The organism is Mesorhizobium sp. C372A (assembly GCF_030323245.1).
Taxonomy (GTDB): domain Bacteria; phylum Pseudomonadota; class Alphaproteobacteria; order Rhizobiales; family Rhizobiaceae; genus Mesorhizobium.
This window is the reverse complement of the sequence record NZ_CP100475.1, coordinates 6,259,581-6,281,300: the sequence shown is the minus strand read 5'-3', so window position 1 is coordinate 6,281,300 and position 21,720 is coordinate 6,259,581. Positions and strand designations below refer to the sequence as shown.

The window sequence follows — 21,720 nt, the reverse complement described above, 5'->3', positions numbered from 1 at the left end:
CCGGCGTGTCGGCCCAAACGCCTGATCCTGGCCGGCGCGGAAGCTTCAACTCTGCCCCAGCTGCGCGCGGCGCCAGGCGGCGGGCGCCTGGCCAACCCGCTCCCGGAAGAAGCGTGAGAAATAGGCCGGATCTTCGAAGCCGATTTCGTAGGCGATGTCCTCGACGGTGCGCACGGTGAACAGCAGCAACCGCTTGGCCTCCAGCAACCGTCGCTCGCCCATGAGCCGCTTGACGCCGCTGCCAAGCACCGTATGGGCGGCCTTGTCGAGAAGATGCGGTGTCGTGGCCAGCGCCCCGACGTAGCGGTCGACGGGCCAGTTGTCGCGGAAATGCGCATCGACCAGACGGCGCAAGCCGCGCGCCAATGCAGCATCGGAAGAACCGGTGGCATCCATTACCTCGGGACCAAGGCGCGCGATGTGCGAGAGCGCGACGGCGATCAGCGCCGGCAGGGTCTTGTCACTGCCGGCCTGCGCCTCGGCATATTCGGCGGCGATCATCTCCAGCACCGCCGCCAGCCTTTTCCACGCGACGTGCTGAGGAAGGCTATCGGCAAAGACCGGCCGGTCCAATGGCAGCAGGCTGTGAGCGGCTATTGCCGCAAGCGCATCATCGGCGACCGAAACGACGATGGCGTCGGTGCCGGGCCCGATCGAGAAGCCATGCACGATGGTGCTCGGCACGAAGCTGACGGCCGGTGCCGAAAAGTCCCAGGATTGGTCTTCGATGCGGTAGGTGCCGGAGCCGCTGGTCCAGTAGGTGATCTGGCCCATTTGCGGATGCTTGTGCGCGGCAACCTGGCCGAGATGAATGTTGCTGCGCGCAAGCACCGTCTCGACATGCAGGAAGCCGACATCAAGCGGCCGCACCGGCTCGCCATAGACAAAGAAATCAGGAATGGAATTGAGGCTCATGGCGCCGGAAAAAGTCCAATCGGTTTTGCCGTTACGTCCTAACCGATCCTTGCCAGGAGCGCTAGAGTTGATGCCATAAGTGGAGGAACATCATGCGATCGGAAGACTTTCGTGCCGACAATGGGCGCCCGTTCACCGGGGCCGAGTATCTGGAGAGCTTGCGCGACGGCCGCGAGGTCTACATCAACGGCGAGCGCATCGCCGATGTCACCACCCATCCGGCGATGCGCAATTCGGCGCGGTCGCTGGCGCGCCTCTATGATGCGCTGCACGATCCCAAGCGGCAGGGCACGCTGACCTCGCCTACCGATACCGGTTCGGGCGGCTACACCCACAAATATTTCCGCGTCGCCAAATCCTCCGGCGAACTCGCGGCCCAGCAGACCGCGATCGCCGAGTGGTCACGCATGTCCTATGGCTGGATGGGCCGCACGCCCGATTACAAGGCGGCACTGATGAACACGCTCGGCGCCAATGCCGACTGGTACGGCCCGTTCAAGGACAATGCGCTCGCCTGGCACAAGCGTGCGCAGGAAGCCGTGCTGTTCATGAACCACGCCATCGTCAACCCGCCGATCGACCGCCACAAGCCGGCCGAACAGGTGAAGGATGTCTTCGTCCACATCACCAAGGAGACCGACGCCGGCATCTATGTCTCCGGCGCCAAGGTGGTGGCGACGTCCTCGGCGCTGACCCACTACAATTTCCTGGCGCAGAGTTCGGCGACGGTCACCGAAGATCCGTCGCTGTCGGTCATGTTCATCGTGCCGATGAATGCGCCGGGGGTAAAGATGTTCTGCCGCGTCTCCTATGAGCAGACGGCCAACACGGCGGCGGCTCCGTTCGACTATCCGTTGTCGTCGCGCTTCGACGAGAACGATGCCATCCTGGTGCTCGACAATGTCTTCATCCCCTGGGAGGACGTGCTGGTGCTGCGCGAGGCGCAGAAAATCCTGTCCTTCCATCCGGCTTCGGGCTTCATGCATGGCTATTGCTTCCAGGGCTGCACACGCTTTGCCGTCAAGCTCGACTTCCTCGCCGGCCTGCTGGCAAAGGCGCTGCGCGCCACCGGCGGCGATGCCTTCCGCGGCAACCAGGCGGCGCTGGGCGAGGTCATCGCGCTCAGGCACATGTTCTGGAGCTTTTCCAACGCCATGGCCTACAATCCGATCCCCTGGGCGAATGGCGCTGTCCTGCCCAACCTGGAAGCAGCCCTTGCCTACCGGACTTTCATGTCGGAAGCCTATCCGCGCGTCATCGACACGGTGCGCCGGGTGATCGCCTCCGGCTTGATCTACCTGCCGTCATCGGTGCGCGACTTCAACAATCCCGAGATCGACAAATACCTCGCGCAGTATGTGCGCGGTTCCAACGACATGGGCCATGTCGAGCGCATCAAGATCATGAAACTGTTGTGGGACGCGACCGGCACCGAGTTCGGCGGCCGCCACGCGCTCTACGAACTCAACTATGCCGGTGCGCCGGAAGAGGTGCGGCTGCAGGTGCTGAAGGGCGCCGAACGCGGCGGCCGGCTGAAGGCCATGGAAGAACTGGTCGATACCTGCATGGCCGACTATGACGAGAATGGCTGGACGGGAGATACCTGGCTCAATCCGCTCGCTTCATCGGCGGGGTGATGTCAGATGGCCACGCAGATTTCGAAGGCCGATTTCCGCGACGCCATGGCAAGGGTCTGCGCGCCGGTCAACATCGTCACGACAGATGGCCCGGCCGGGCGCGGCGGCTTCACCGCCACCGCCATGTGCAGTGTGTCGGACGAACCTCCGACACTGCTGGTGTGCATGAACGGCCGCTCGACGCAGGCCGCCATGTTCCTCGCCAACCGGCGCTTCTGCGTCAACGTGCTGACGCATGACCATATGCACCTAGCCGGCAAGTTCGCCGACGCGACCAGGGACATGGAGGCACGCTATTCGGCGGCGCGCTGGCAAACGCTGGCCTCAGGCACGCCGGCGCTGTCCGATGCGATCGTCAATTTCGATTGCGAGATCGAGGATGTGCACATCGTCGGCACGCATAATGTCATGATCGGCCGCGTTATCGATGTCAGGCACGGCAGCGGCGGCTCGGCCTTGCTCTATGTCGACCGCAATTACACGCAGCCGACGCGGCTTGGCAGCTTTGGCGGCTGAGCCGCAGCAATCAGCTCTCGCCGGCGATCAGGCTCTCCAGCAGATCGAGCAATTGCTCGAGCCTCTCATGTCCGAAGCGCTGTTCGATGTCGCGGTAGATGACGAGGCGTTCCGGCGACAAGGCATCGATAAGGGCGGAGCCCGCCGGGGCGATCGTCAGAACGACACGGCGGCCATCGCCTTCCGCCTTGTTGCGGGTGATGAATTTTCGGCCCTCGAGCGTCTTGATGATGCGTGTCAGGCTGGGCGGCAGCACCGAAGCGCGATCGGCAAGTTCCGTCGCCTCGACAGGGCCGGCCTCGCTCAGAACGCGCAGCACACGCCATTGCTGTTCGGTCACGTCATGCGCCGCCAGCATAGGGCGAAACCGCGCCATCACCACTTCGCGGGCATGGAGCAGCGCCATCGGCAGAGAACGACGGGTGTTTTCAGGCAGCAAGAAGCAGCGTCCCCAATGATGCGGGCGGTCGGCGGGACCGCACGCCAAAACCTGACCTTTCCATCCCGTATCGTCGCCTCAACTTGGATGCAAGGCTTGACTTCAGTGATGCTGCATGTAATTAACGCGTTAACTACAACAGTGGAACAATCCGGGGCGAGACGCGGTGCCTCACTTTTCCATCGAGTATTCGGCCAACCTCGATGCCAAGGTCGACATGAGCGAATTGTGCGCGCTGGTGTTGCGCACCGTGCTCGGCACCGGGCTGTTTGAAACCGGCGCGGTGCGGGTGCGGGCCTTCCGTGCGGAAGCCTATGCCATCGCCGACAGCCTGCCGGAAAACGCTTTCCTCGACATGTCGTTTCGCATTGGAACCGGGCGCAGCGCCCAGGACAAGAAACGAACCGGGGAGGCGGTCTTCGCCGCGGTGAGCGAATACCTTGGCCCCCTGTTCGAGACCCCGCATTTCGCTCTTTCCCTGGAGATCAGGGAGATCGACCCGGTACTGAGCTGGAAGAAAAACGCAATCCATCCGCGACTGCGCGGCAAGTGACGGAAGCTGATATGTCCGACCTCGAAGGCAATCTGAAAAAGGCCGAGGCCTATCTGGCCCGTTTCAAGCGCGACGGCGTGCTGAACCAGATCGGCGGCGAAGCGGTGCCGGCGGTGGATGGCTCGACCTTCGAGAGCATGTCGCCGGTCGATCTCAAGCCGCTGGCCAAGGTCGCGCGTGGCAGTGCCGCCGATATCGACCGCGCCGCCAAGGCGGCAAAGGCGGCGTTCCCGGCCTGGGCCGCCATGCCGGGCGACGGGCGCAAGAAGCTGCTGCACAAGATAGCCGATGCGATCGAAGCGCGCGCCGAGGAGATCGCCTTCGTCGAGTGCATGGACACCGGCCAGGCGCTGAAATTCATGGCCAAGGCCGCGCTGCGCGGCGCCGAGAATTTCCGCTTCTTCGCCGACCGCGCGCCGGAAGCGCGCGACGGCGAGACGCTGCGCACGACAGGCCAGGTCAACATCACCACGCGCGTGCCGATCGGCCCGGTCGGCATCATCACGCCGTGGAACACGCCGTTCATGCTGTCGACATGGAAGATCGCGCCGGCGCTGGCGGCAGGCTGCACCGTCGTCCACAAGCCGGCCGAATTTTCGCCGCTGACCGCTCGCCTGCTGGTCGAGATCGCCGAGGAGGCCGGCCTGCCGAAAGGCGTGTGGAACCTGGTCAACGGCCTCGGCGAGCACGCCGGCAAGGCGCTGACCGAGCACCCTGACATCAAGGCGATCGGTTTTGTCGGTGAGAGCCGCACCGGCTCGATGATCATGAAACAGGGCGCCGATACGCTGAAGCGCGTGCATTTCGAACTGGGCGGGAAGAACCCGGTGATCGTCTTCGCCGACGCCGATCTCGAACGTGCGGCGGATGCGGCCGTGTTCATGATCTACTCGCTCAACGGCGAACGCTGCACCTCATCGTCGCGGCTGCTGGTCGAAGCCTCGGTCTACGACACATTCACGGATCTGGTCGCGGAGAAGGCAAAGCGCATCAAGGTTGGCCATCCGCTCGATCCCAAAACGGTGGTCGGTCCGCTGATCCATCCGGTGCACGAGGAAAAGGTGCTGTCCTATATCGAGATCGGCAAATCGGAAGGTGCGGTGGTAGCCGCCGGCGGCGGCAAGTTCGCCGGTCCGGGCGGTGGCTGCTATGTCAGCCCGACGCTGTTTACCGGCGCCACCAACAGGATGCGCATTGCCCAGGAAGAGATTTTCGGGCCGGTGCTGACTGCCATTTCCTTCAAGGACGAGGCCGAAGCGCTGGCGCTGGCCAACGACACCCAATACGGCCTGACCGGCTATCTCTGGACGTCGGATGTTACCCGCGCCTTCCGCTTCACCGATGCGCTGGACGCCGGCATGATCTGGGTCAATTCGGAGAATGTGCGGCATTTGCCGACGCCGTTTGGCGGCGTCAAGAATTCCGGCATCGGCCGCGACGGCGGCGACCATTCCTTCGATTTCTACATGGAGACGAAGAACATCGCCTTCGCCACTTCAGCGCACGCGATCCAGAAACTCGGCGGCTGACCGGAGGACATCGGATGCCACTGCCCAAACCAAACCTCTATCCCGCCTTCAACATCGTGCGCCTCAGCCATGTCGAACTGGCGGTCACCGACCTTGCGAAATCCCGCGCCTTCTATGTCGACACGCTCGGCCTGCAGGTTACCGACGAGACATCGGAAGCCATCTATCTAAGGGCGTTGGAAGAGCGCGGACACCACTGCATCGTGCTGAAGAAGGCCGGCAGCGCCGAAGCCCGCGATCTCGGCTTCAAGGTTTTTTCGGATGAGGATCTCGACAAGGCCGAGCATTTCTTCAAGGCAAAAGGCCTGCCGGTCGAGTGGGTCGAGCGACCGTACCAGTCGCGCACCTTCCGCACCCGCGACCCGCACGGCATTCCGCTCGAGTTCTTTGCCCAAATGGAAAGGCTGCCGCCGATTCATCAGAAATATGCGCTCTACAAGGGCGTGAAGCCGCTGCGCATCGACCACTTCAACTGCTTCTCGCCCAATGTCGACGAGTCCGTCGCCTTCTACAACGAGCTTGGCTTCCGCGTCACCGAATACACCGAGGATGCCAGTAGCGGAAAGCTGTGGGCGGCCTGGACGCACCGCAAGGGCGGTGTCCACGACATCGCCTTCACCAACGGTGTGGGTCCGCGCCTGCATCACGTCGCCTTCTGGGTGCCGACACCGCTCAACATCATCGACCTGCTCGATCTGATGGCGACGACCGGTTACCTCGCAAACATCGAGCGCGGCCCAGGCCGGCATGGCATTTCCAACGCCTTCTTCCTTTATGTCCGCGACCCGGACAATCACCGCATCGAGATCTATTGCTCGGACTACCAGACGGTCGATCCGGATCTGGAGCCGATCAAATGGGACCTCAAGGACCCGCAGCGCCAGACGCTATGGGGCGCGCCGGCGCCGAAAAGCTGGTTCGAGGAGGGCAGCACCTTTGCCGGCGCGGCCGCACGCCAACCGGATTTGACGGCGTCGCCGATCATCGCACCGTGACCACAGACGCGAACCTGACGGAGACCGGGATGACTGCACATGGGCGGCTCGCCACCTTCACCGTCGGCGGCAAGACGCGCTATGGCGTGGTCACAGATAAGGGCGTCGTCGACCTGTCGGCGCGGCACAGCCAGTGGCCGACGCTGCGCGAAGTGATCGAGGCCGGCGTGCTACGGCGGCTGGCGGAAGAGGCCGAAGCCTACGCCGTCGATTTTCCAGTCGGCGCCATCGCTTATGAAATCCCTGTGCCGTCGCCGGAAAAGATCATCTGCGTCGGCGTCAACTACCCGGACCGCAACGAAGAGTACAAAGACGGCCAGGCCGCGCCTTCGAACCCGTCGCTGTTCATCCGCTTCCCCCGCTCCTTCGTCGGCCACAACGCGCCGCTGGTGCGGCCGCCGGAATCGCCGCAGCTGGACTATGAGGGCGAGATCGTCATCGTCATCGGCAAGGGTGGACGACGCATCGCCGAGAGGGATGCGCTTGACCATATCGCGGCACTATCCCTGTGCAACGAAGGCACCATTCGCGATTGGGTACGGCACGCCAAGTTCAACGTCACGCAGGGCAAGAATTTCGACCGCACCGGCTCGCTCGGTCCGTGGCTGGTGCCGTTCACCGACGAGGCGCAGATTGCCGACATCGCGCTGACCACCCGCGTCAATGGCGAATTGCGCCAGCAGGACCGCACCAGCCGGATGATCTTCTCGTTCCGCAAGATCATCGCCTATGTCTCCACCTTCACCACGCTGGTGCCAGGCGATATCATCGTCACCGGTACGCCGACCGGCGCCGGCGCCCGCTTCGACCCGCCGATCTGGCTGAAGCCGGGCGACGTGATCGAAGTCGAAGGCGACGGCATCGGCGTGCTCCGCAACGGCGTCGTCGACGAGACAGCATCGTGACCCCCGAGCAAGTTGAAGATGCCGCGGCAAGGCTGTTCGAAGCCGAGCGTTCGCGCCGCCAGATCCGTCTGCTCAGCCTCGATTTTCCCGACGCGACGATGGAGGATGCCTATCGCGTCCAGGCAGCGCTGGTGAAACGCAAGACCGATGCCGGGCTGACCCCGAAGGGCTGGAAGATCGGCCTGACATCGAAGGCGATGCAATATGCGCTCGCCATCGACACGCCGGATTCGGGCGTGCTGTTCGACGACATGTTCTTCAACGACGGCGCGACGATACCCGTCGGCCGCTTCATCCAGCCGCGCGTCGAGGCCGAGATAGCCTTCGTCATGAAGGCGCCGCTGAAGGGTCCAGGCGTGACCATCTTCGACGTGCTCAACGCCACCGATTATATCACGCCGGGGCTCGAAATCCTCGACACGCGCATCGAACGCGTCAATGCCGAGACAAAGAAGGCGCGCACTTTCTTCGATACGATTTCCGACAACGCCGCCAATGCCGGCATTGTCATCGGCGGCCGGCCGCAACGACCCGATGAAGCCGATATGCGCTGGATCGGCGCCATCGTCTCGCGCAATGCGGAGGTCGAGGAGACCGGGCTTGGCGCCGGCGTGCTCAACCATCCCGCGATGGGCATTGCCTGGCTGGCGGACAGGCTCGCCCGCTACGGCATGTCCATCGCGGCCGGCGAGGTGGTGCTGTCCGGATCGTTCGTGCGCCCGGTCGAGGCGCGGCCCGGCGATACGATCGTCGCCGACTTCGGCAGCTCGGGAACGGTCAGCATCCATTTCGCCAAGAGCTGACGGCTCTCATCGGCTCGTCAGTTGGGCTGTTCGCCGCGCAAGTAGTCAATCACCACATCGGCTGCGATGGTCGACATGCGCAAGCCGACATCCCTGGTGATGTCGCCTTCGACGCGGCTTTGCACCCAGCCAAGGAACGCGAAGGCACGCAAGGCGGCGAATAGAGGCAATGCGGCGATGTCCTGCGGGGTCAGCGCACGCTCTTGCTGGTAGCCGTCAAGCAAAGCGGTTTCGATCAGCGGGTAGATCGCCTCCTCGCGGTTCTGGTAGAGGGCGACGGCAAGGTCGTACATGTGCCAGCCATGGCCGCAATCGTCGAAGTCGATGATGCGTACGGCACGGTCATGGATGAGCACGTTCTCGCGCACCAGATCGGCGTGGATGATGCCGAAATTGCGCGCGCTGCGCTCATGTTCCGACAGCGCCTTCACTGCGTTGTCGCGCGCCTGCAAGACCAGCGCGCGGCGAGGACCATCGAGAAAGGGCGAGGTCTCGAACCGGCCCCAGACCGGGTTCGCCCCGAAGAAGCCGTCGAAGTCCCAGGCATGGCGCGCGAAGCCCGCGGGCGGCGTCCAGGAGGCAGTGACATTGTGCATATGGGCAATGGTCCGCCCGATCGCCGTGAAGATCTGGACCGACTGGTCGGGCGTGTAGACCAGTGGCACGCCGCGTGCGCCCACGGCGCGGCCCTCCAGCCAGCTCAGGCAATCGGCCTGCCGGGGCTGCTCCGAGGTGGCCGTGCTGACAAGCACGAACGGATCGCCGGCCTGTGTTGCGACGCAAGACGGCGTGGCTACGCCGGCGGATTGCAGGAAGCCCATCCATTGCAGTTCCGAACGCAGCGCGGCGTCCGTGTGGTAGCCGAGCCGGTGGATGCGCATGGCTGCCGGCTGGCCATCCGGCAGCCGCACGCGGAAGACGGCGTTCTCGCGGTGCTTCAGAAGTTCCGGCTCAAAATTGCGGACGCCCCAATGTTCGAGCGCACGCCTGGCAAGCTCCGTGACATCGGCGGCCGTTTCGGGCTCGGATTGGGTGGAAACAGAATTCACGCCGGCACTCCGCCGACTTCGCCCAGCACCTCGTCCAGCAGGCCGATCAGGAACTCGGCATTGTCGCGCGAGAACGGCATGGGCGGGCGGATCTTGAGCACATTGCCGTGGATGCCGGTCTTGCCCATCAGCACGCCGCGATGGCGCATGCGATTGGCGACCTGCTCGGCAATGTCGGGCGCCGGTTCGCGCGTGTCGCGGTCGTGGACCAGCTCGGCGCCGAAGAACAGTCCGGCCCCCCTGACCTCGCCTATGCACTCATGCCGATCGGCCAGCGGGCGCAGCAGGCCAAGCGCATAGGCGCCGACGTCTTGCGCGTTGGCGACAAGGTTTTCCTGTTCGATGACGTCGAGGACGGCATTGGCGACTGCGCAGGAGACCGGGTTGCCGCCAAAGGTGTTGAAGTAGCGGAAAGCGTCGCGGAAGGTCGCCAGTATCTCCTTGGTGGTGACCACGGCCGCGATCGGATGGCCATTGCCCATCGGCTTGCCCATGGTGACGATGTCGGGGACGAAGCCGGCGCGCTGATGGCCCCAGAAATGGCTGCCGGTGCGGCCGAAGCCGGGCTGCACTTCGTCGGCGATGACCAGACCACCGGCTTCGCGCACGGCCCCCAAGGCGTCGTCGAAAAATCCGGTGGGCAGAGCCGGGAAACCTTCATTGGCGAGCAGCGGACACAAGATGATGCCAGACAGGCCAATGCCATCCTGTGCCAGCGAGGCGATCGCTTGACGCACGGCGTCGCCAAAGGCCTTGCCATTGGCCATCGCATCGGGATGGCGATAGCTGTCGGGGGCCGGCACCAGCCTGACATGGGGGGCGCGGCCGCGGATCGGAGGCATGCGCGTGCTCAGCTGCGAAACCGCCGTCGTGTTGCCATGATAGGTGGCGTCGGTGGCGATGATGCCCATATTGCCGGAGGCGGCCTGCGCCATGCGCAGCGCGATGTCGTTGGCCTCGCTGCCGGTGCAGGTCAGGATTGCGGTGGCGAGGCTTGCATTGAAGGTCGCCGTCAGCCGCTCGACATAGTCGAGAATTGCGGTGTGCAGATAGCGTGTGTGGGTGTTGAGCAGGCTTGCCTGACGGCACAAGGCCTCGACCACATGCGGGTGGCAATGGCCGATATGGGCGACGTTGTTGTAGGCATCGAGATACTTGCGGCCGTGGGCATCGTAGAGCCAGACGCCTTCGCCGCGCACCAGGTGCACGGGCTCGTCGTAGAACAATTGCGATTTGGCGCCGAGCAGGCGGGCACGCCGCTTGACGAGCGCTTCCTCGCTCGGGTTCTTCTCAGATTGGGTCATTGCGTACCAAACTCCATTGCGTCAGCGGGTCTATCAGGCCCTCGACAGACCTGCATCGATGGCCTCGCCGATCTTTGCCACGTCGGCGGCGCCGATGATCAGCGGCGGCGACAGGATGATGTTGTTGCCGGACACGCGCAGCATGACGCCGGCGTCATAAGTGGCTTCCGAAACCACGGCCATGGTCTTCTTGTCCACCGGCTTTTTCGTCGTGCGATCGGAGACCAGCTCTAGCGCAGCCATCAGGCCCTTGTACCTGATGTCGCCGACGATCGCGTGCTTGGCTTTTAGCCCCTCCAGCGTCGCCGCGAGCTCGATGCCGCGCGCGGCTGCGTTCTCGTCCAGGCGAAGCCGCTTGGTCTCGGCAAGTGCAGCCAGCCCTGCCGCGCAGCCGACAGGATGGCCGGAATAGGTATAGCCATGACCGATCGCCCCGAAGCTGGTCTTGTCGGCCTCGAAGACGTCGGCCACCTTGGCGCCGATCAAGGTGGCGCCGAGCGGGAAATAGCCCGAGGTGATCGCCTTGGCGATGGTCATAAAATCCGGCTTCACGCCGGATAGCCGCGAACCCGACCAGGCGCCGGTGCGACCGAAGCCCGTGACCACCTCGTCGGCGATCAGCAGGATTTCGTGGCGGTCGCATATCTCGCGGACCAGCGGCATGAAGCTGTCATGCGGAACGATGACGCCGCCGGCGCCGAGAACCGGCTCCATGATGAAGGCGGCAATGGTGTCGCCGCCCTGGAAGGCGATCTCGTCCTCCAGCGCTTTGGCGCACAGTTTGGCCAGCCGCGCCGGATCGGTCTCATCGAACGGATTGCGGAAGGTCCAGGGTGCGGGAATGTGGAAGACGCCGGGCATAAGCGGCTCATAGTTGCGGCGGAAATTGGCGTTGCCGTTGACTGACGCGCCACCGAAATGGGTACCGTGATAGCCCTTCTTCAGCGCGAGGAATTTTGTCCGGTCGCCCTGGCCGCGGATCTTCCAGTATTGGCGGGCGAGCCGCAGTGCGGTTTCGACCGAATCCGAGCCGCCCGAGGTGAAGAAGGTCCGCACCATGCCTTCCGGTTCGAACCATTCGCTGAGTTCGTAAGCGAGCTCGATCGACGGGCCGGTCGACGTGCCGCGAAACCCGGAATAGTAGGGCAGGGCGCTGAGCTGGTCGGCGATGGCCTTCTTGATGGGGTCGCAGGAGTAGCCGAGATTGACGTTCCACAGGCCGCCAACCGCATCGAGCACGGTGTTGCCGTCGATGTCTGTGACCATCACGCCTTCGCCTTTCATGATCACCTTTGGCGGGTTGGCCCGCATCTCGGCCGGGTGTGCCATCGGATGCCAGATCGGCTTGGCGTTTTTCTCGGTGAGGAAATTGATGTCGCGCATCGCAAGGCTCCGCAAATGTCTCAGGAGATGAGGTCGAAATGGCCGAGGGCCTCGGCATAGGAAAGTGCCGGTCGCGCGACGTCGAAATGAACCGTGCGCATGCCGGCGGCACGGCCGCCATCGACATTGCGCTGCTGGTCGTCAACGAACACACAGGCGCCGGAAGGCAGGCCAAGCGCCTCGGTCACCAAGGCATAGGCGCGCGGATCGGGCTTGAGGATGCCGGTATAAGTGGCGTCGACGATGGTGTCGAACAGCTCGAGCAGCGGCAGCCGCTGACGGAAGCCGGCGCCATAGAACAGATCTAGCTCGTTGGACACGATCGCCAGGCGAAATCCCGCCGCATGCACGGTCCGGATTGCGCGGACGGCTTCGGGCCGCACGATCTTTTCCGGCTCGGCTCCGCGTGCGCGCTGGACGAATGTCTCCATCGCCTGCCAGTCCTCGCCGACGAGCCGGCCGACTTCGCTGGTGCGGGTGCGCCAATAATCGCGCTCGCTGATCTCGTCGGCCTGCATTGAGCGCCACAGCGGATCTGAATCCGGGTCGAACGGCCCGTACCATTGCAGCGTTCCCGGCGCGAGGCCGAGCGCCTGTTCGGTCAAGGCATGGGTCTCGAAAAGGGTCCGGGTGACGACGCCGCCGAAATCGAGGACGAGCGCCTGGGCAGGAACAGCGCTCACGCAGCCACTCCCTTGGCCGGCATGCCGCGCGGGATGATGCCTTCCTCGACCCAGCGGTCGAAGATTTCGAGCGCCTTGCCGACGAACTCGTCGCTGTTAATGTGGGCGTCGATCTCGTGGAACTCGACGCCGGCGGGAATGGTCTTGCGCATCTCATCGGTGAACGCCGCGAGGGCTTCGGGTTCGTACAGCGGCTCGCCCTGCGCATCCCATTCCTGGATGCCGCCGGAGGGCAGGATGAAAGCGGAGCGCCCCTTCGACGCACCGAGCTTGGCGGCGATGGTCCTGGCGACTTCACGGCGGTCGGCGGCATCGACGGTGATCGAGCCGATCAACCTGTTATGAGCATGGAATGGCCGCTGCGCGAACTTTGTCGGCAGCGCCTGCCAGGTCGGCAAATCGACCATGTCCACGGCGCCAGGGGCTGCGATCTGCGGAATGCCGCGGGCGCCGGCATTCTCGAGCCGGTCGGCGCCGGAGCTGACGACCGAGCCGGCAAGATGATTGGTGATCTCCTGCAGGCTGAAGTCGAACACCGCGCAGAAATGGTCCTGGCTGGCGATCGATTCGAAGGCCCGGCCGCCCATCCCGGTGGTGTGAAAGACCGCGACATCATAGCCGCGCTGCTCCAACGCCGGCTTCAGCGTCTTCATATAGCGCAGGCAACTGCTGCCCAGCGAAGTCATGCCGATGGTCGGTCCGACCGCCGGGGCCGAAGCACGGGATGCAAGCACGATCCTCGCCGCACCGACGACCGCGCCGCAGGCCTGGGAAAGGACCAGCTTGCAGATGGTGTTGAGGCCGTAGAGCCCGCCTGCCCACAGGATCATCATCAGGTCGGGCGCGACACGCTCGGGCGGAATGAGATGCGAGTAGGCGATGGTCGAGACGACGAATTTCGGCACGCCGAGCGGCAGGCACAGCGCGACATCGAGCGCCAAATCGGTTCCCATCGAACCACCGATGGCGATGAAAGCGTCGATCTCGCCGCGCTGGTGAAGTTGGCGCACCAGCTGAACGGCGCCGACGGCCATCAATGTCATGGCGGTGTTTTCATCGCCGCTCGAGACGATTTCGGCCATCGTCACGCCAGCGGCCCGCGCAACGGCATGCTTGTCGTGATCGGGACTATAGGCGGGGGCGCCCAGCACGCTGACATCCATCATCACGGCGCGGCCACTGGATGCCTCGATACACGCTTTCATGAACAGCAGTTCGTCGGTCTTGGTGTCGCCCGTGCCGATGACCAGGATGCGGGGCGTCGCCATATCTGCAGACATCAGGCCTGCCTCCTCAGGGTTTGCAGGTTTTCGCCATTGAGGCGCATCGAAATCTCCCGTGCCGCGGTCACAACCGCAAGCCCTCGTTCCACGATCGCAGCCGGTGTCGTCCTGGCCTTCGGGGCTGCCACCGCAATTGTCCCCAGCGCAAGTCCGTCGGCGGCGCGGATTGCAGCCGCGACGCCGATCACGCCGTCCTCATGGCCCTGGTCGCAGATCGAATAGCCGCGGTCGCGCGCCTCGCCGATCGACTTTGAAATGGCGGCCGGCTCGACGAGGGTATGATCGGTGAAGGCCTCAAGCGAACCTGTCAGGCATGCTTTCACGGTCGCGTTGTCGGCGAAGGCGAGATAGGCGATGCCGGAGGCGGTGGAATGCAGCGGCAGAAGCTGGCCGACATCGATGTTCACCCGGTTTGCCCAACTTGAATGCTCGACATGGACGGTGATCAGCCTGTCGACGCCGAATTCCGACAGATGCACCGTCTCGGTTGTCGAACCCGCCAAATCCTGCGCCACGGGAATTGCCGTTTGCAGGAACGGGAAGCAGGCTTCGCGGATACGCGCCAGCCGCGACAGGCCGGCGCCGAGGCGATAGTGCCGCGTGCCGGCATCCTGCTCGACGAAGCCATGGCCGCCCAGCGCCATCAGCAGCCGCCGCGTCGTCGCCTTGTCCAAGGCGCACCGCCGCGCGAGATCGGAAAGTCCGAGCTCGGGCTCGTCCGCCGTGAACAGCTCCAGAAGTGAAATCGCCTTGCCGACCGTACCCATCCAGCCTCCCGCTCGGATAGAAACTTAATGTGTGAATTAACTTGACAGGCATCCGCATTCTTTGCAAGTCTATATTCAAAATAAGGGTTCAAATAATGAACCGATGGCATTCAGGGAGCAGGCCGAGCGGCCGCGAACCCACGGGTTCGTAAAACTGGAGGGACAAATGTCAGCAGTTTCGGAACAGGCGCCCGCCAACAGGCTGCGCAAGAACAGTCTTGGCGTCGGCGCTATCACCTTCATGGTGATTTCGGCGGCGGCGCCGCTCACCGCGGTCGCCGGCGGCACGCCGCTCGGCATGCTTATGGGCAATGGGGCGGGCTTTGCCGGAACCTATCTTATCGTGACCGTGTTGCTGCTGCTGTTTGCGGTCGGCTACGTCGCCATGTCGCGCCATGTCGGCAATGCCGGCGCCTTCTATGCCTATGCCGCGCGCGGGCTCGGCGGTTTTGCCGGCGGCGCAACCGCAATCATCGCGATCCTGTCCTACAACGCCATGCAGATCGGGGTCATGGGCCTGCTGGGGGCCGCGACCGCCGGCCTGTTCGCCGGCTGGGGCATCGACCTGCCCTGGTGGGTGTGGAGCTTCATCGCCGTTGCCATCGTCGCGGTGTTGGGCTACCGCCAGGTCGACCTCTCGGCCAAGATCCTGACGGTGCTGGTGCTGTGCGAATACATCGTGGTGCTGGTGTTAGACCTCGCCATCCTCAAGACCGGTGGCGACAGCGGCCTCTCGGCGGCGCCGTTCAGCTGGAGCCAGATCGTCAGCGGCTCGCCCGCCATCGCCATCCTGTTCTGTTTCGCCGCCTTCATCGGTTTCGAGGCGACGACGATCTACGCCGAGGAAGCCCGCGACCCCAAGGTGACCATTCCGCGCGCCACCTATTTCTCCGTGCTGCTGATCGGCGTCTTCTACATGGTCACGGCCTGGCTGATGGCGGTCGGCGCCGGCGTCGACAAATTGTTGCCGGCACTGCAGGCGCTTCAGGATCCGACGACTTTCCTGTTCGGCCTGTCCGACCGCTACGCCGGAACCATGCTGTCGCACGCCATGGGCATCCTGTTCGTGTCGAGCCTGTTTGCCGGCGTGCTGGCGTTCCACAACGCGGTTGCCCGCTACATCTACGTCTCGGGCCGCGAGAAGCTGTTGCCTGAAGCGATCGGCGTGACGCATTCAGTGCACCAGAGCCCGCATGTCGCTTCCGTCATCCAGAGCGTGTTGGCAGCGATCGTCATCGGACTGTTCGCGATACTCGGCCTCGATCCGGTTCTGGCGCTGTTTTCCTGGCTGACCAATGTCGCGACGCTGGGAGTCATCGTCATGATGGCGGTGGCCTCGCTCGCCGTGGTGATGTACTTCCGCGCCAACCCGTCGACGCAGGAGAATGCGCTGAAGACCACCATCCTGCCTGGGCTGGCCTTCATCGCTTTCGTCGTCATCATCTACCTGATCGTCATTAATTTCGGTGGCCTGTCGGGCGCCAGCGGCTTCCTCGGCGCGTTGCTGCCGGGGTTGGTGCTGATTGCCGCGGTGGTCGGCCTGCTGCTTGCCGGTGCGTTGAAGAGCCGGGATCCGGTTGCCTTCGAAAATCTCGGCGTGCCGCTGAAGGACTAGGACAAAGGACAAGGGGGTAGCGCGTTCGGCGCCGCCCCTTTCCATCGCAAGGGAGTAACGGCGTTGAGCTTTGCCGAGAGCATCACCGTTGAGGCGCTGGAAGCCGATCCGTATCCGATCTATGCGAAACTGCGGCGCAGCGCGCCTGTCGCTTTCGTGCCGGCGGTCAATCTCTGGTTCGTCACCCGCTGGAAGGACGTCGAGACCGTCGCAAAGTCACCCGACATCTTCTCCGCCGTCGTCGGTACGTCTCCGGTCGAACGCTCGTTCGGCAAGCCGACCATCATGACCACCGACGGCGAAACGCATAGACAGCTGCGCCAAGGCGTCGATCCGAAATACCGGCCGCGCACCGTCGCCGCCTATGCCGGCGATCTCGTACGGTCGATTGCCGAACCTTTTCTCGACCGGATCGCCGAACAAGGCTCCGCCGAGCTGATGGCGGATTATTTCGAGCCGGTGTCGACGCTCAGCCTGGCGCGCTCGCTTGGCCTTGCCGACATCGACATGCCGACGCTGCGCCGCTGGTTCTATGGCCTTGCGCAGGGCGCCATCAATTTCGAGAACGACCCGAAGCGGCAAGAGATCGCCGACGCGATCAGCGCCGAGGTCGGCGCAGCCATCCGGCCGACTCTGGATAGACTTGCGCGCGCCCCCGACGGCTCGGCGCTGTCGCATATGCTGCATGACGGCATGCCGGAAGGCACGACGCGGCCGATCGATTTCTTGATGCCGAGCATCAAGGTCATTCTGCTTGGCGGCATGCAGGAGCCCGGACATGGTGCCGGTTCGATCCTCGCCGGCCTGCTTGCGCATGCCGAACAATTGCGGCAGGTGCTCGCCGATCCCGAGACCTTTGTGCCCAGGGCTGTCGATGAAGGCTTGCGCTGGGTGGCGCCGATCGGAACCCAGACGCGGCAGACGACGCAGGCGGTCGAGCTTGGCGGCGTAACCATCCCTGCCGGCGCCGCGGTCGCTGCACTTGTCTCCTCGGCAAGCCGCGACGAGAGCCGCTTTGCCGATCCAGACCGCTTCGACATCAACCGCAGGGAAGGCAATCATGCCGCCTTCGGCTTTGGTCATCATTTCTGTTCGGGCCGGTTTTTCGCGCGCGAGCAGATGTGCCTTGCGTTAAGGCTGCTGCTCCTGCGCTTCCCCGATCTCAGCTTGGTGCCAGGCAAGGTGCCGGTGTTTCGCGGCTGGGAATTCCGCGCGCCAACCACGTTGTATGTTTCCCTGGGAGTCCGCCACCAATGATCAGCCAGAATGCCATCGACGCGCTGCGCAAGACGGAGATCGGCGAGCGGGGCTTGTTTATTGACGGCGTACAGGCCGTAGCGACGAGCGGCGCGACGCTGGCGGTGATTTCGCCGATCGACGGCCGCCCTTTTGCCAGCATCGCTGAAGGCAATGCCGCTGACATCGATCGCGCGGTCCGATCGGCGCGAAAAGCATTCGAGAAGGGTTCATGGTCGCGCGCCGCCCCTGCCTTTCGCAAGAAGGTGCTGACGAAATTTGCCGAGCTGATCGAAAAACATGTCGATGAGCTGGCCGTGCTTGGCGTGCGCGACAACGGCACCGAGATCGGCATGGCCTACAAGGCCGAGCCGCTGTCGGCGGCCGGCACCATCCGCTACTACGCCGAGGCGATCGACAAGGTCTATGGCGAGATCGCGCCGACGGCCGACAATGTGCTCGGGCTGATCCACAGGGAGCCACTCGGTGTCGTCGGCGTCATCGTGCCGTGGAACTTCCCGCTGATGATCGGTGCCTGGAAGATTGCGCCCGCACTGGCCACCGGCAACAGCGTCGTCGTCAAGCCGCCGGAGATCGCCTCGCTGACCTTGCTGCGGCTGGCCGAACTCGCAAGCGAGGCTGGACTTCCCGAAGGCGTGTTCAACGTCGTTACCGGTCATGGTGCTGTCGCCGGCGAAGCGCTTGGCCTCCATATGGATGTCGACGCCATCGCCTTTACCGGATCGGGGCCGGTCGGCCGGCGGCTGCTCGAATACTCCGCCCGTTCCAATTTGAAGCGGGTCTTCCTCGAGCTTGGCGGCAAGTCGCCCAACATCGTCTTTGCCGACGCTCCGGACCTGAAGCAGGCGGCGGTCGTCTCGGCTAACGGCATCTTTCGCAATTCAGGCCAGGTCTGCGTGGCGGGCTCGCGTCTGCTCGTCCAGTCGTCGGTCTATGATCTTTTCATGGACGAACTTGTCTCGGCAACCACGCGGCTCAAGGTCGGCGACCCGCTCGATCTCGCCAGCGATATCGGTGCGGTATCGAGCGCCGAACAGCTGGACAAGAATCTCGGCTTCGTCGCCATGGCGCAAGCCGAAGGCGCCCGTCTCGTCGCCGGTGGCGAACGGATACTGACCGAGACCGGCGGCAGCTACATGGCGCCGACGATCTTCGAGAACGTGACGCAAGAGATGCAGTTGGCGCGCGAGGAGGTGTTCGGACCGGTGCTCGGCGTGATGCGCTTCGAGACCGAGGAGGAGGCGGTGCATCTGGCCAACTCCACTGTCTACGGACTTGCCTCGGCGGTGTGGACCGCCAATCTTTCCACGGCCCATCGCATGGTGCGCGCCATCAACGCCGGTGTCGTCCACGTCAACACCTATGGCGGAGCCGATATCACCGTGCCGCTTGGCGGCGTCAAACAGTCCGGTTTCGGCCGTGACAAGTCGCTGCATGCGCTGGAGAAATTTGTCGACCTCAAGACCGCCTGGATTGCGCTCTGAGCCTCGCGGAAAGGCCAGCATATCTGCTCTTTTCGTCAAGCTTGGCCTCAGAACGCCACGCTGGTGCTGGTTGGCGGCGATCAGGTCGTCGCTATCGGCAGCTCGACTAGCGTGGTGTCGCGGGTCCAGGCTTTGCGCGGAAAGCCGTGTTGCGACCGGCGGGTATCACAGCGTCCTACTCCGTTGTGCCGGCTTTTTTTCTGCGCCGATTGGTGTGCGACTGGGCGACGGCCATTCGTAATTCAGGTGTGACCTCCAAACGCGCATTCTCTGTCCCATGCGGGTCTTGCAGCCCCTGGACGTGGACGGTCGGGAATGGGAGCTCGATGCCCTGCTCCTTGAAGGCCTGGCGGAGGCGCAAAAAGAACCTGCCTTTCATGCTGAAGGCGCCTCCAGGTCTGGTCGTGACCTTGACCCTCAAGACGATGCCGTACTCGCCGAACTCCTGCACCCCCTGCATCTTGATCGGTTCGATCACCCAGTGTTTGAACTCCGGATCTTCCGCCAGTTCCAGGCCAATTCGCTTGATCAGTTTGCGAGCAAAGTCGATATCGGTGTCATAGCCAACGGTGATGTTGAATTTGTCGGTGACCCAGTCACGGCTCTGGTTCTGCACGGCGCCGAGTTCGCCGAAAGGTATCGTGAACAGCGGACCACGATGGTGGCGCAGCTTCACCGAGCGCAGCGAAAAGCTCTCCACCGTACCCCTGTAGCTGCCCGATGAAATGTATTCGCCGACACGGAAAGCATCGTCGAGCAGATAAAACACGCCAGAAATCACGTCCTTGACGATGGTTTGCGCGCCAAAACCCACGGCGACGCCGACGACGCCGGCGCCGGCGATCAGCGGGCCGATCTGGATGCCGATCGAAGCGAGCATCATCAGCACCGCCATCACGATGATCACTGCTAGCAGAATGTTCTGGATGATCGGCAACAGCGTGTGCAGCCGCGCCTGATGCGGATCGAGGGTGAGGATGTCTTCTTCGCTCACCACCGCTTGCGGTATCGCGACGCCCAGCTTTCGTTCGATCAAGGCTTTGATGATCGACCAGCCGAAATCGGCAGCAAGGGCAATGACCACGACGTTGATCAAGCCGCGCAATATGAGCATGGTGGTCGTATCGCTGCCGCGCATGGATTGCATGTCCAGGCCCAGTACGCGTGCGAGAAGGTAAGCCGCCGCGAGGATGAAAATCATCCGGATACCGCGATCGATGACAGCGATCGTCACCGCCGGGATCGTCGGCCGGCCGGCATCTTCCGAACCGGGCCGCAGGACGAAATTAACCCCGCGCTCTGTCAGCACAATTGCCAAAGGCAGGAAGAATGCGGTGAAGGTAAACCAGAAGAATGTGTAGAGGCCGGCAATGCGTTCGAGGAACAGAACGACGAAGTAAGCCGTCAACAACCATGTCACTGACGTGTGACCGCTGTGGCGCGCGCCGTCTCGCTGCGTTCTTGGCCGACGCCAAATGGCCAGCAGGAAGAGCAACAGCAGGATGAAATCGGCGCCCACCGACAGGACCATCATTCCGTCCTGGTCTATGCCGAGACCCGGCAAGAGGACAAACGCGGCGGCGAAGAAGGCGAAAACGCCGACGATCCGGGGCAGCCAATAAGCCCAATGGTCAGCAGCTCCGTTGGTGATCGGCAGGGCACGAACCTCGATGGCGTGCTCGACCTCCATGAAAGAAGGGACGAGCGTGGCCATCACGTATAGGCGCACAGCCCACGTAAAGACCGCAGCCATCAGAAATGTCAGCACAATCTCGCGGATGAGCGCTGGCCAGTCGAACAGCATGAACGCACCGGCGCTGCCCAGCGCGAACGAGCCGATCATCATGCTGGAATAAAGCGTGCGGCCGCCGATCTTCTTGGCCCGCCCGATGGGCGTATCTCTGGGTTGCGCGATGATCCAAAGACGAAATGGACGGGTGAGCTTGTATATTGCCCAGGTGAGCGCCAGGCCGGCAGCGATAAAGATCGCAATCAGCACCAATATGCTGACGGGGCCCTTGCTGGACATATCGTCCATTGTCTGGGCCCGGACGCGCGCGAACTGGCCTGGCAGTGTGGGCACGGTTCGCACGATTTTCTCGATGTGATGCTTGATCCGATCGAGCGTCGAGGATGCCATTGTATTCATCTGGCTCGGTGCGGCCACGGCGTCGGCCGGCGGAGCGCCAGCCGCAGCAGGCGCTTCCGTTGATCCAGCGGCCGGATTTCGTTGCTCGGCCACCCAGGCCTTCACCGACGGATCGTCGAGAAGCTCGAACAGCTGTTTGACCTTGTCGGGCGCGACGGCGGCCGGTGACTGCGCCTGTGCCGGGCCAGCCAGCAGGAGGGCGATCCCAAGGACGAACGGCCCGGCAATCAGGGCAAACTTCGTCGTCAGGCCTCCGAGACGCCGTGCCGGGCGCGCCAGCTTGCTGGCTCCCAATCGTCGATTCATGAGCAGCATCGTGCGGTAACCTTCCGGTCAGATCGGCGAGCAAGGACAGCTATGTCCGTCGTTGCCCCCACCTTTAACAAGCCGATGTTGCGGTGCAAGTCTCATCGCACCTAGACCGTTGGGTAGGGCACCAGGCGACCGGCAAGGC

The 21,720-nt window shown here is 63.6% G+C and carries 19 protein-coding genes; 10 read left to right on the top strand and 9 right to left on the bottom strand.

Annotated elements, in window-relative coordinates; all coding sequences use genetic code 11:
* Positions 1-45 precede the first annotated feature (45 nt).
* Positions 46-915, bottom strand: a complete 870-nt coding sequence (locus NLY42_RS30305; RefSeq protein WP_023667823.1) for a helix-turn-helix domain-containing protein — start codon at positions 913-915, stop codon at positions 46-48.
* A 92-nt stretch (positions 916-1,007) separates the two neighbouring features.
* On the opposite strand from NLY42_RS30305, the gene NLY42_RS30300 reads away from it, so the two are divergent.
* Positions 1,008-2,552 carry a 4-hydroxyphenylacetate 3-hydroxylase N-terminal domain-containing protein gene (locus tag NLY42_RS30300; protein ID WP_023704721.1) on the top strand — a complete coding sequence of 515 codons (1,545 nt, stop codon included), beginning with the start codon at positions 1,008-1,010 and terminating at the stop codon, positions 2,550-2,552.
* Positions 2,553-2,558: 6 nt separating this feature from the next.
* Positions 2,559-3,068, top strand: coding sequence for a flavin reductase (locus NLY42_RS30295; RefSeq protein ID WP_023753967.1), 510 nt, complete (start codon positions 2,559-2,561; stop codon positions 3,066-3,068).
* A gap of 10 nt (positions 3,069-3,078) precedes the next feature.
* Here the strand turns inward: NLY42_RS30295 and hpaR are convergent, their stop codons facing one another.
* On the bottom strand, positions 3,079-3,474 hold the full coding sequence (gene hpaR / locus NLY42_RS30290; RefSeq protein ID WP_023704722.1) for a homoprotocatechuate degradation operon regulator HpaR: 396 nt from the start codon (positions 3,472-3,474) through the stop codon (positions 3,079-3,081).
* 199 nt (positions 3,475-3,673) lie between these two features.
* Here hpaR and NLY42_RS30285 point away from each other — a divergent pair, with 199 nt between their 5' ends.
* The 5 genes from NLY42_RS30285 to hpaH are packed head-to-tail and all read left to right on the top strand — an operon-like array spanning position 3,674 to position 8,292.
* On the top strand, positions 3,674-4,060 hold the full coding sequence (locus NLY42_RS30285) for a 5-carboxymethyl-2-hydroxymuconate Delta-isomerase (RefSeq protein WP_023686935.1): 387 nt from the start codon (positions 3,674-3,676) through the stop codon (positions 4,058-4,060).
* A gap of 11 nt (positions 4,061-4,071) precedes the next feature.
* On the top strand, positions 4,072-5,589 hold the full coding sequence (hpaE, locus tag NLY42_RS30280) for a 5-carboxymethyl-2-hydroxymuconate semialdehyde dehydrogenase (protein ID WP_023667828.1): 1,518 nt from the start codon (positions 4,072-4,074) through the stop codon (positions 5,587-5,589).
* A gap of 14 nt (positions 5,590-5,603) precedes the next feature.
* Positions 5,604-6,584 (top strand): 3,4-dihydroxyphenylacetate 2,3-dioxygenase, encoded by a 981-nt coding sequence (gene hpaD / locus NLY42_RS30275; RefSeq protein WP_023667829.1) that lies wholly within the window; start codon positions 5,604-5,606, stop codon positions 6,582-6,584.
* A gap of 29 nt (positions 6,585-6,613) precedes the next feature.
* Positions 6,614-7,489, top strand: coding sequence for a fumarylacetoacetate hydrolase family protein (locus tag NLY42_RS30270; RefSeq protein ID WP_023753968.1), 876 nt, complete (start codon positions 6,614-6,616; stop codon positions 7,487-7,489).
* The gene (gene hpaH / locus NLY42_RS30265; protein ID WP_023756339.1) at positions 7,483-8,292 is read left to right on the top strand and encodes a 2-oxo-hept-4-ene-1,7-dioate hydratase; all 810 of its coding nucleotides are present in this window, start codon (positions 7,483-7,485) and stop codon (positions 8,290-8,292) included. The genes NLY42_RS30270 and hpaH overlap by 7 nt, the downstream gene beginning before the upstream one ends.
* A 17-nt stretch (positions 8,293-8,309) precedes the next feature.
* Here hpaH and NLY42_RS30260 read toward each other — a convergent pair whose 3' ends face one another.
* From NLY42_RS30260 to NLY42_RS30235, 6 genes are read right to left on the bottom strand one after another with little or no spacing between them, the layout of a single operon-like run.
* Positions 8,310-9,341 carry a phosphotransferase enzyme family protein gene (locus NLY42_RS30260; protein WP_023753969.1) on the bottom strand — a complete coding sequence of 344 codons (1,032 nt, stop codon included), beginning with the start codon at positions 9,339-9,341 and terminating at the stop codon, positions 8,310-8,312.
* On the bottom strand, positions 9,338-10,645 hold the full coding sequence (locus NLY42_RS30255) for an aminotransferase class III-fold pyridoxal phosphate-dependent enzyme (protein ID WP_023753970.1): 1,308 nt from the start codon (positions 10,643-10,645) through the stop codon (positions 9,338-9,340). Before NLY42_RS30255 ends, NLY42_RS30260 begins: the two co-directional genes overlap by 4 nt.
* Before the next feature lie 33 nt (positions 10,646-10,678).
* Complete coding sequence (locus tag NLY42_RS30250; protein WP_023708115.1) at positions 10,679-12,028, bottom strand: aminotransferase class III-fold pyridoxal phosphate-dependent enzyme; 1,350 nt, start codon at positions 12,026-12,028, stop codon at positions 10,679-10,681.
* Positions 12,029-12,048: 20 nt separating this feature from the next.
* Positions 12,049-12,711, bottom strand: a complete 663-nt coding sequence (locus tag NLY42_RS30245) for an HAD family hydrolase (protein WP_023726267.1) — start codon at positions 12,709-12,711, stop codon at positions 12,049-12,051.
* Entirely contained in the window at positions 12,708-13,991 is a 1,284-nt protein-coding gene (locus NLY42_RS30240) for a Tm-1-like ATP-binding domain-containing protein (RefSeq protein WP_023740567.1), read from the bottom strand. Before NLY42_RS30240 ends, NLY42_RS30245 begins: the two co-directional genes overlap by 4 nt.
* Positions 13,991-14,761: an IclR family transcriptional regulator gene (locus NLY42_RS30235; protein WP_286441247.1), complete on the bottom strand. Its 771-nt coding sequence runs from the start codon at positions 14,759-14,761 to the stop codon at positions 13,991-13,993. The genes NLY42_RS30240 and NLY42_RS30235 overlap by 1 nt, the downstream gene beginning before the upstream one ends.
* A gap of 166 nt (positions 14,762-14,927) precedes the next feature.
* On the opposite strand from NLY42_RS30235, the gene NLY42_RS30230 reads away from it, so the two are divergent.
* The 3 genes from NLY42_RS30230 (at position 14,928) to NLY42_RS30220 (ending at position 19,117) form a co-directional block, all read left to right on the top strand.
* Positions 14,928-16,376, top strand: a complete 1,449-nt coding sequence (locus NLY42_RS30230; protein WP_023726270.1) for an APC family permease — start codon at positions 14,928-14,930, stop codon at positions 16,374-16,376.
* A 63-nt stretch (positions 16,377-16,439) separates the two neighbouring features.
* Complete coding sequence (locus NLY42_RS30225; RefSeq protein ID WP_023753971.1) at positions 16,440-17,633, top strand: cytochrome P450; 1,194 nt, start codon at positions 16,440-16,442, stop codon at positions 17,631-17,633.
* Positions 17,630-19,117: an aldehyde dehydrogenase gene (locus tag NLY42_RS30220; RefSeq protein WP_023753972.1), complete on the top strand. Its 1,488-nt coding sequence runs from the start codon at positions 17,630-17,632 to the stop codon at positions 19,115-19,117. Before NLY42_RS30225 ends, NLY42_RS30220 begins: the two co-directional genes overlap by 4 nt.
* A 175-nt stretch (positions 19,118-19,292) precedes the next feature.
* Here NLY42_RS30220 and NLY42_RS30215 read toward each other — a convergent pair whose 3' ends face one another.
* Positions 19,293-21,581 (bottom strand): mechanosensitive ion channel family protein, encoded by a 2,289-nt coding sequence (locus NLY42_RS30215; protein ID WP_023753973.1) that lies wholly within the window; start codon positions 21,579-21,581, stop codon positions 19,293-19,295.
* Positions 21,582-21,720: the final 139 nt, after the last annotated feature.

Coding starts and splice junctions, on each gene's coding strand:
- NLY42_RS30230 (WP_023726270.1), top strand. CDS start 14,928: ATGTCAGCAGTTTCGGAACAGGCGCCCGCCAACAGGCTGCGCAAGAAC.
- hpaR (WP_023704722.1), bottom strand. CDS start 3,474: ATGGCGCTGCTCCATGCCCGCGAAGTGGTGATGGCGCGGTTTCGCCCT.
- NLY42_RS30305 (WP_023667823.1), bottom strand. CDS start 915: ATGAGCCTCAATTCCATTCCTGATTTCTTTGTCTATGGCGAGCCGGTG.
- NLY42_RS30250 (WP_023708115.1), bottom strand. CDS start 12,028: ATGCGCGACATCAATTTCCTCACCGAGAAAAACGCCAAGCCGATCTGG.
- NLY42_RS30295 (WP_023753967.1), top strand. CDS start 2,559: ATGGCCACGCAGATTTCGAAGGCCGATTTCCGCGACGCCATGGCAAGG.
- NLY42_RS30235 (WP_286441247.1), bottom strand. CDS start 14,761: ATGGGTACGGTCGGCAAGGCGATTTCACTTCTGGAGCTGTTCACGGCG.
- NLY42_RS30270 (WP_023753968.1), top strand. CDS start 6,614: ATGACTGCACATGGGCGGCTCGCCACCTTCACCGTCGGCGGCAAGACG.
- NLY42_RS30220 (WP_023753972.1), top strand. CDS start 17,630: ATGATCAGCCAGAATGCCATCGACGCGCTGCGCAAGACGGAGATCGGC.
- hpaE (WP_023667828.1), top strand. CDS start 4,072: ATGTCCGACCTCGAAGGCAATCTGAAAAAGGCCGAGGCCTATCTGGCC.
- NLY42_RS30255 (WP_023753970.1), bottom strand. CDS start 10,645: ATGACCCAATCTGAGAAGAACCCGAGCGAGGAAGCGCTCGTCAAGCGG.
- NLY42_RS30240 (WP_023740567.1), bottom strand. CDS start 13,991: ATGTCTGCAGATATGGCGACGCCCCGCATCCTGGTCATCGGCACGGGC.
- NLY42_RS30300 (WP_023704721.1), top strand. CDS start 1,008: ATGCGATCGGAAGACTTTCGTGCCGACAATGGGCGCCCGTTCACCGGG.
- NLY42_RS30215 (WP_023753973.1), bottom strand. CDS start 21,581: ATGCTGCTCATGAATCGACGATTGGGAGCCAGCAAGCTGGCGCGCCCG.
- hpaD (WP_023667829.1), top strand. CDS start 5,604: ATGCCACTGCCCAAACCAAACCTCTATCCCGCCTTCAACATCGTGCGC.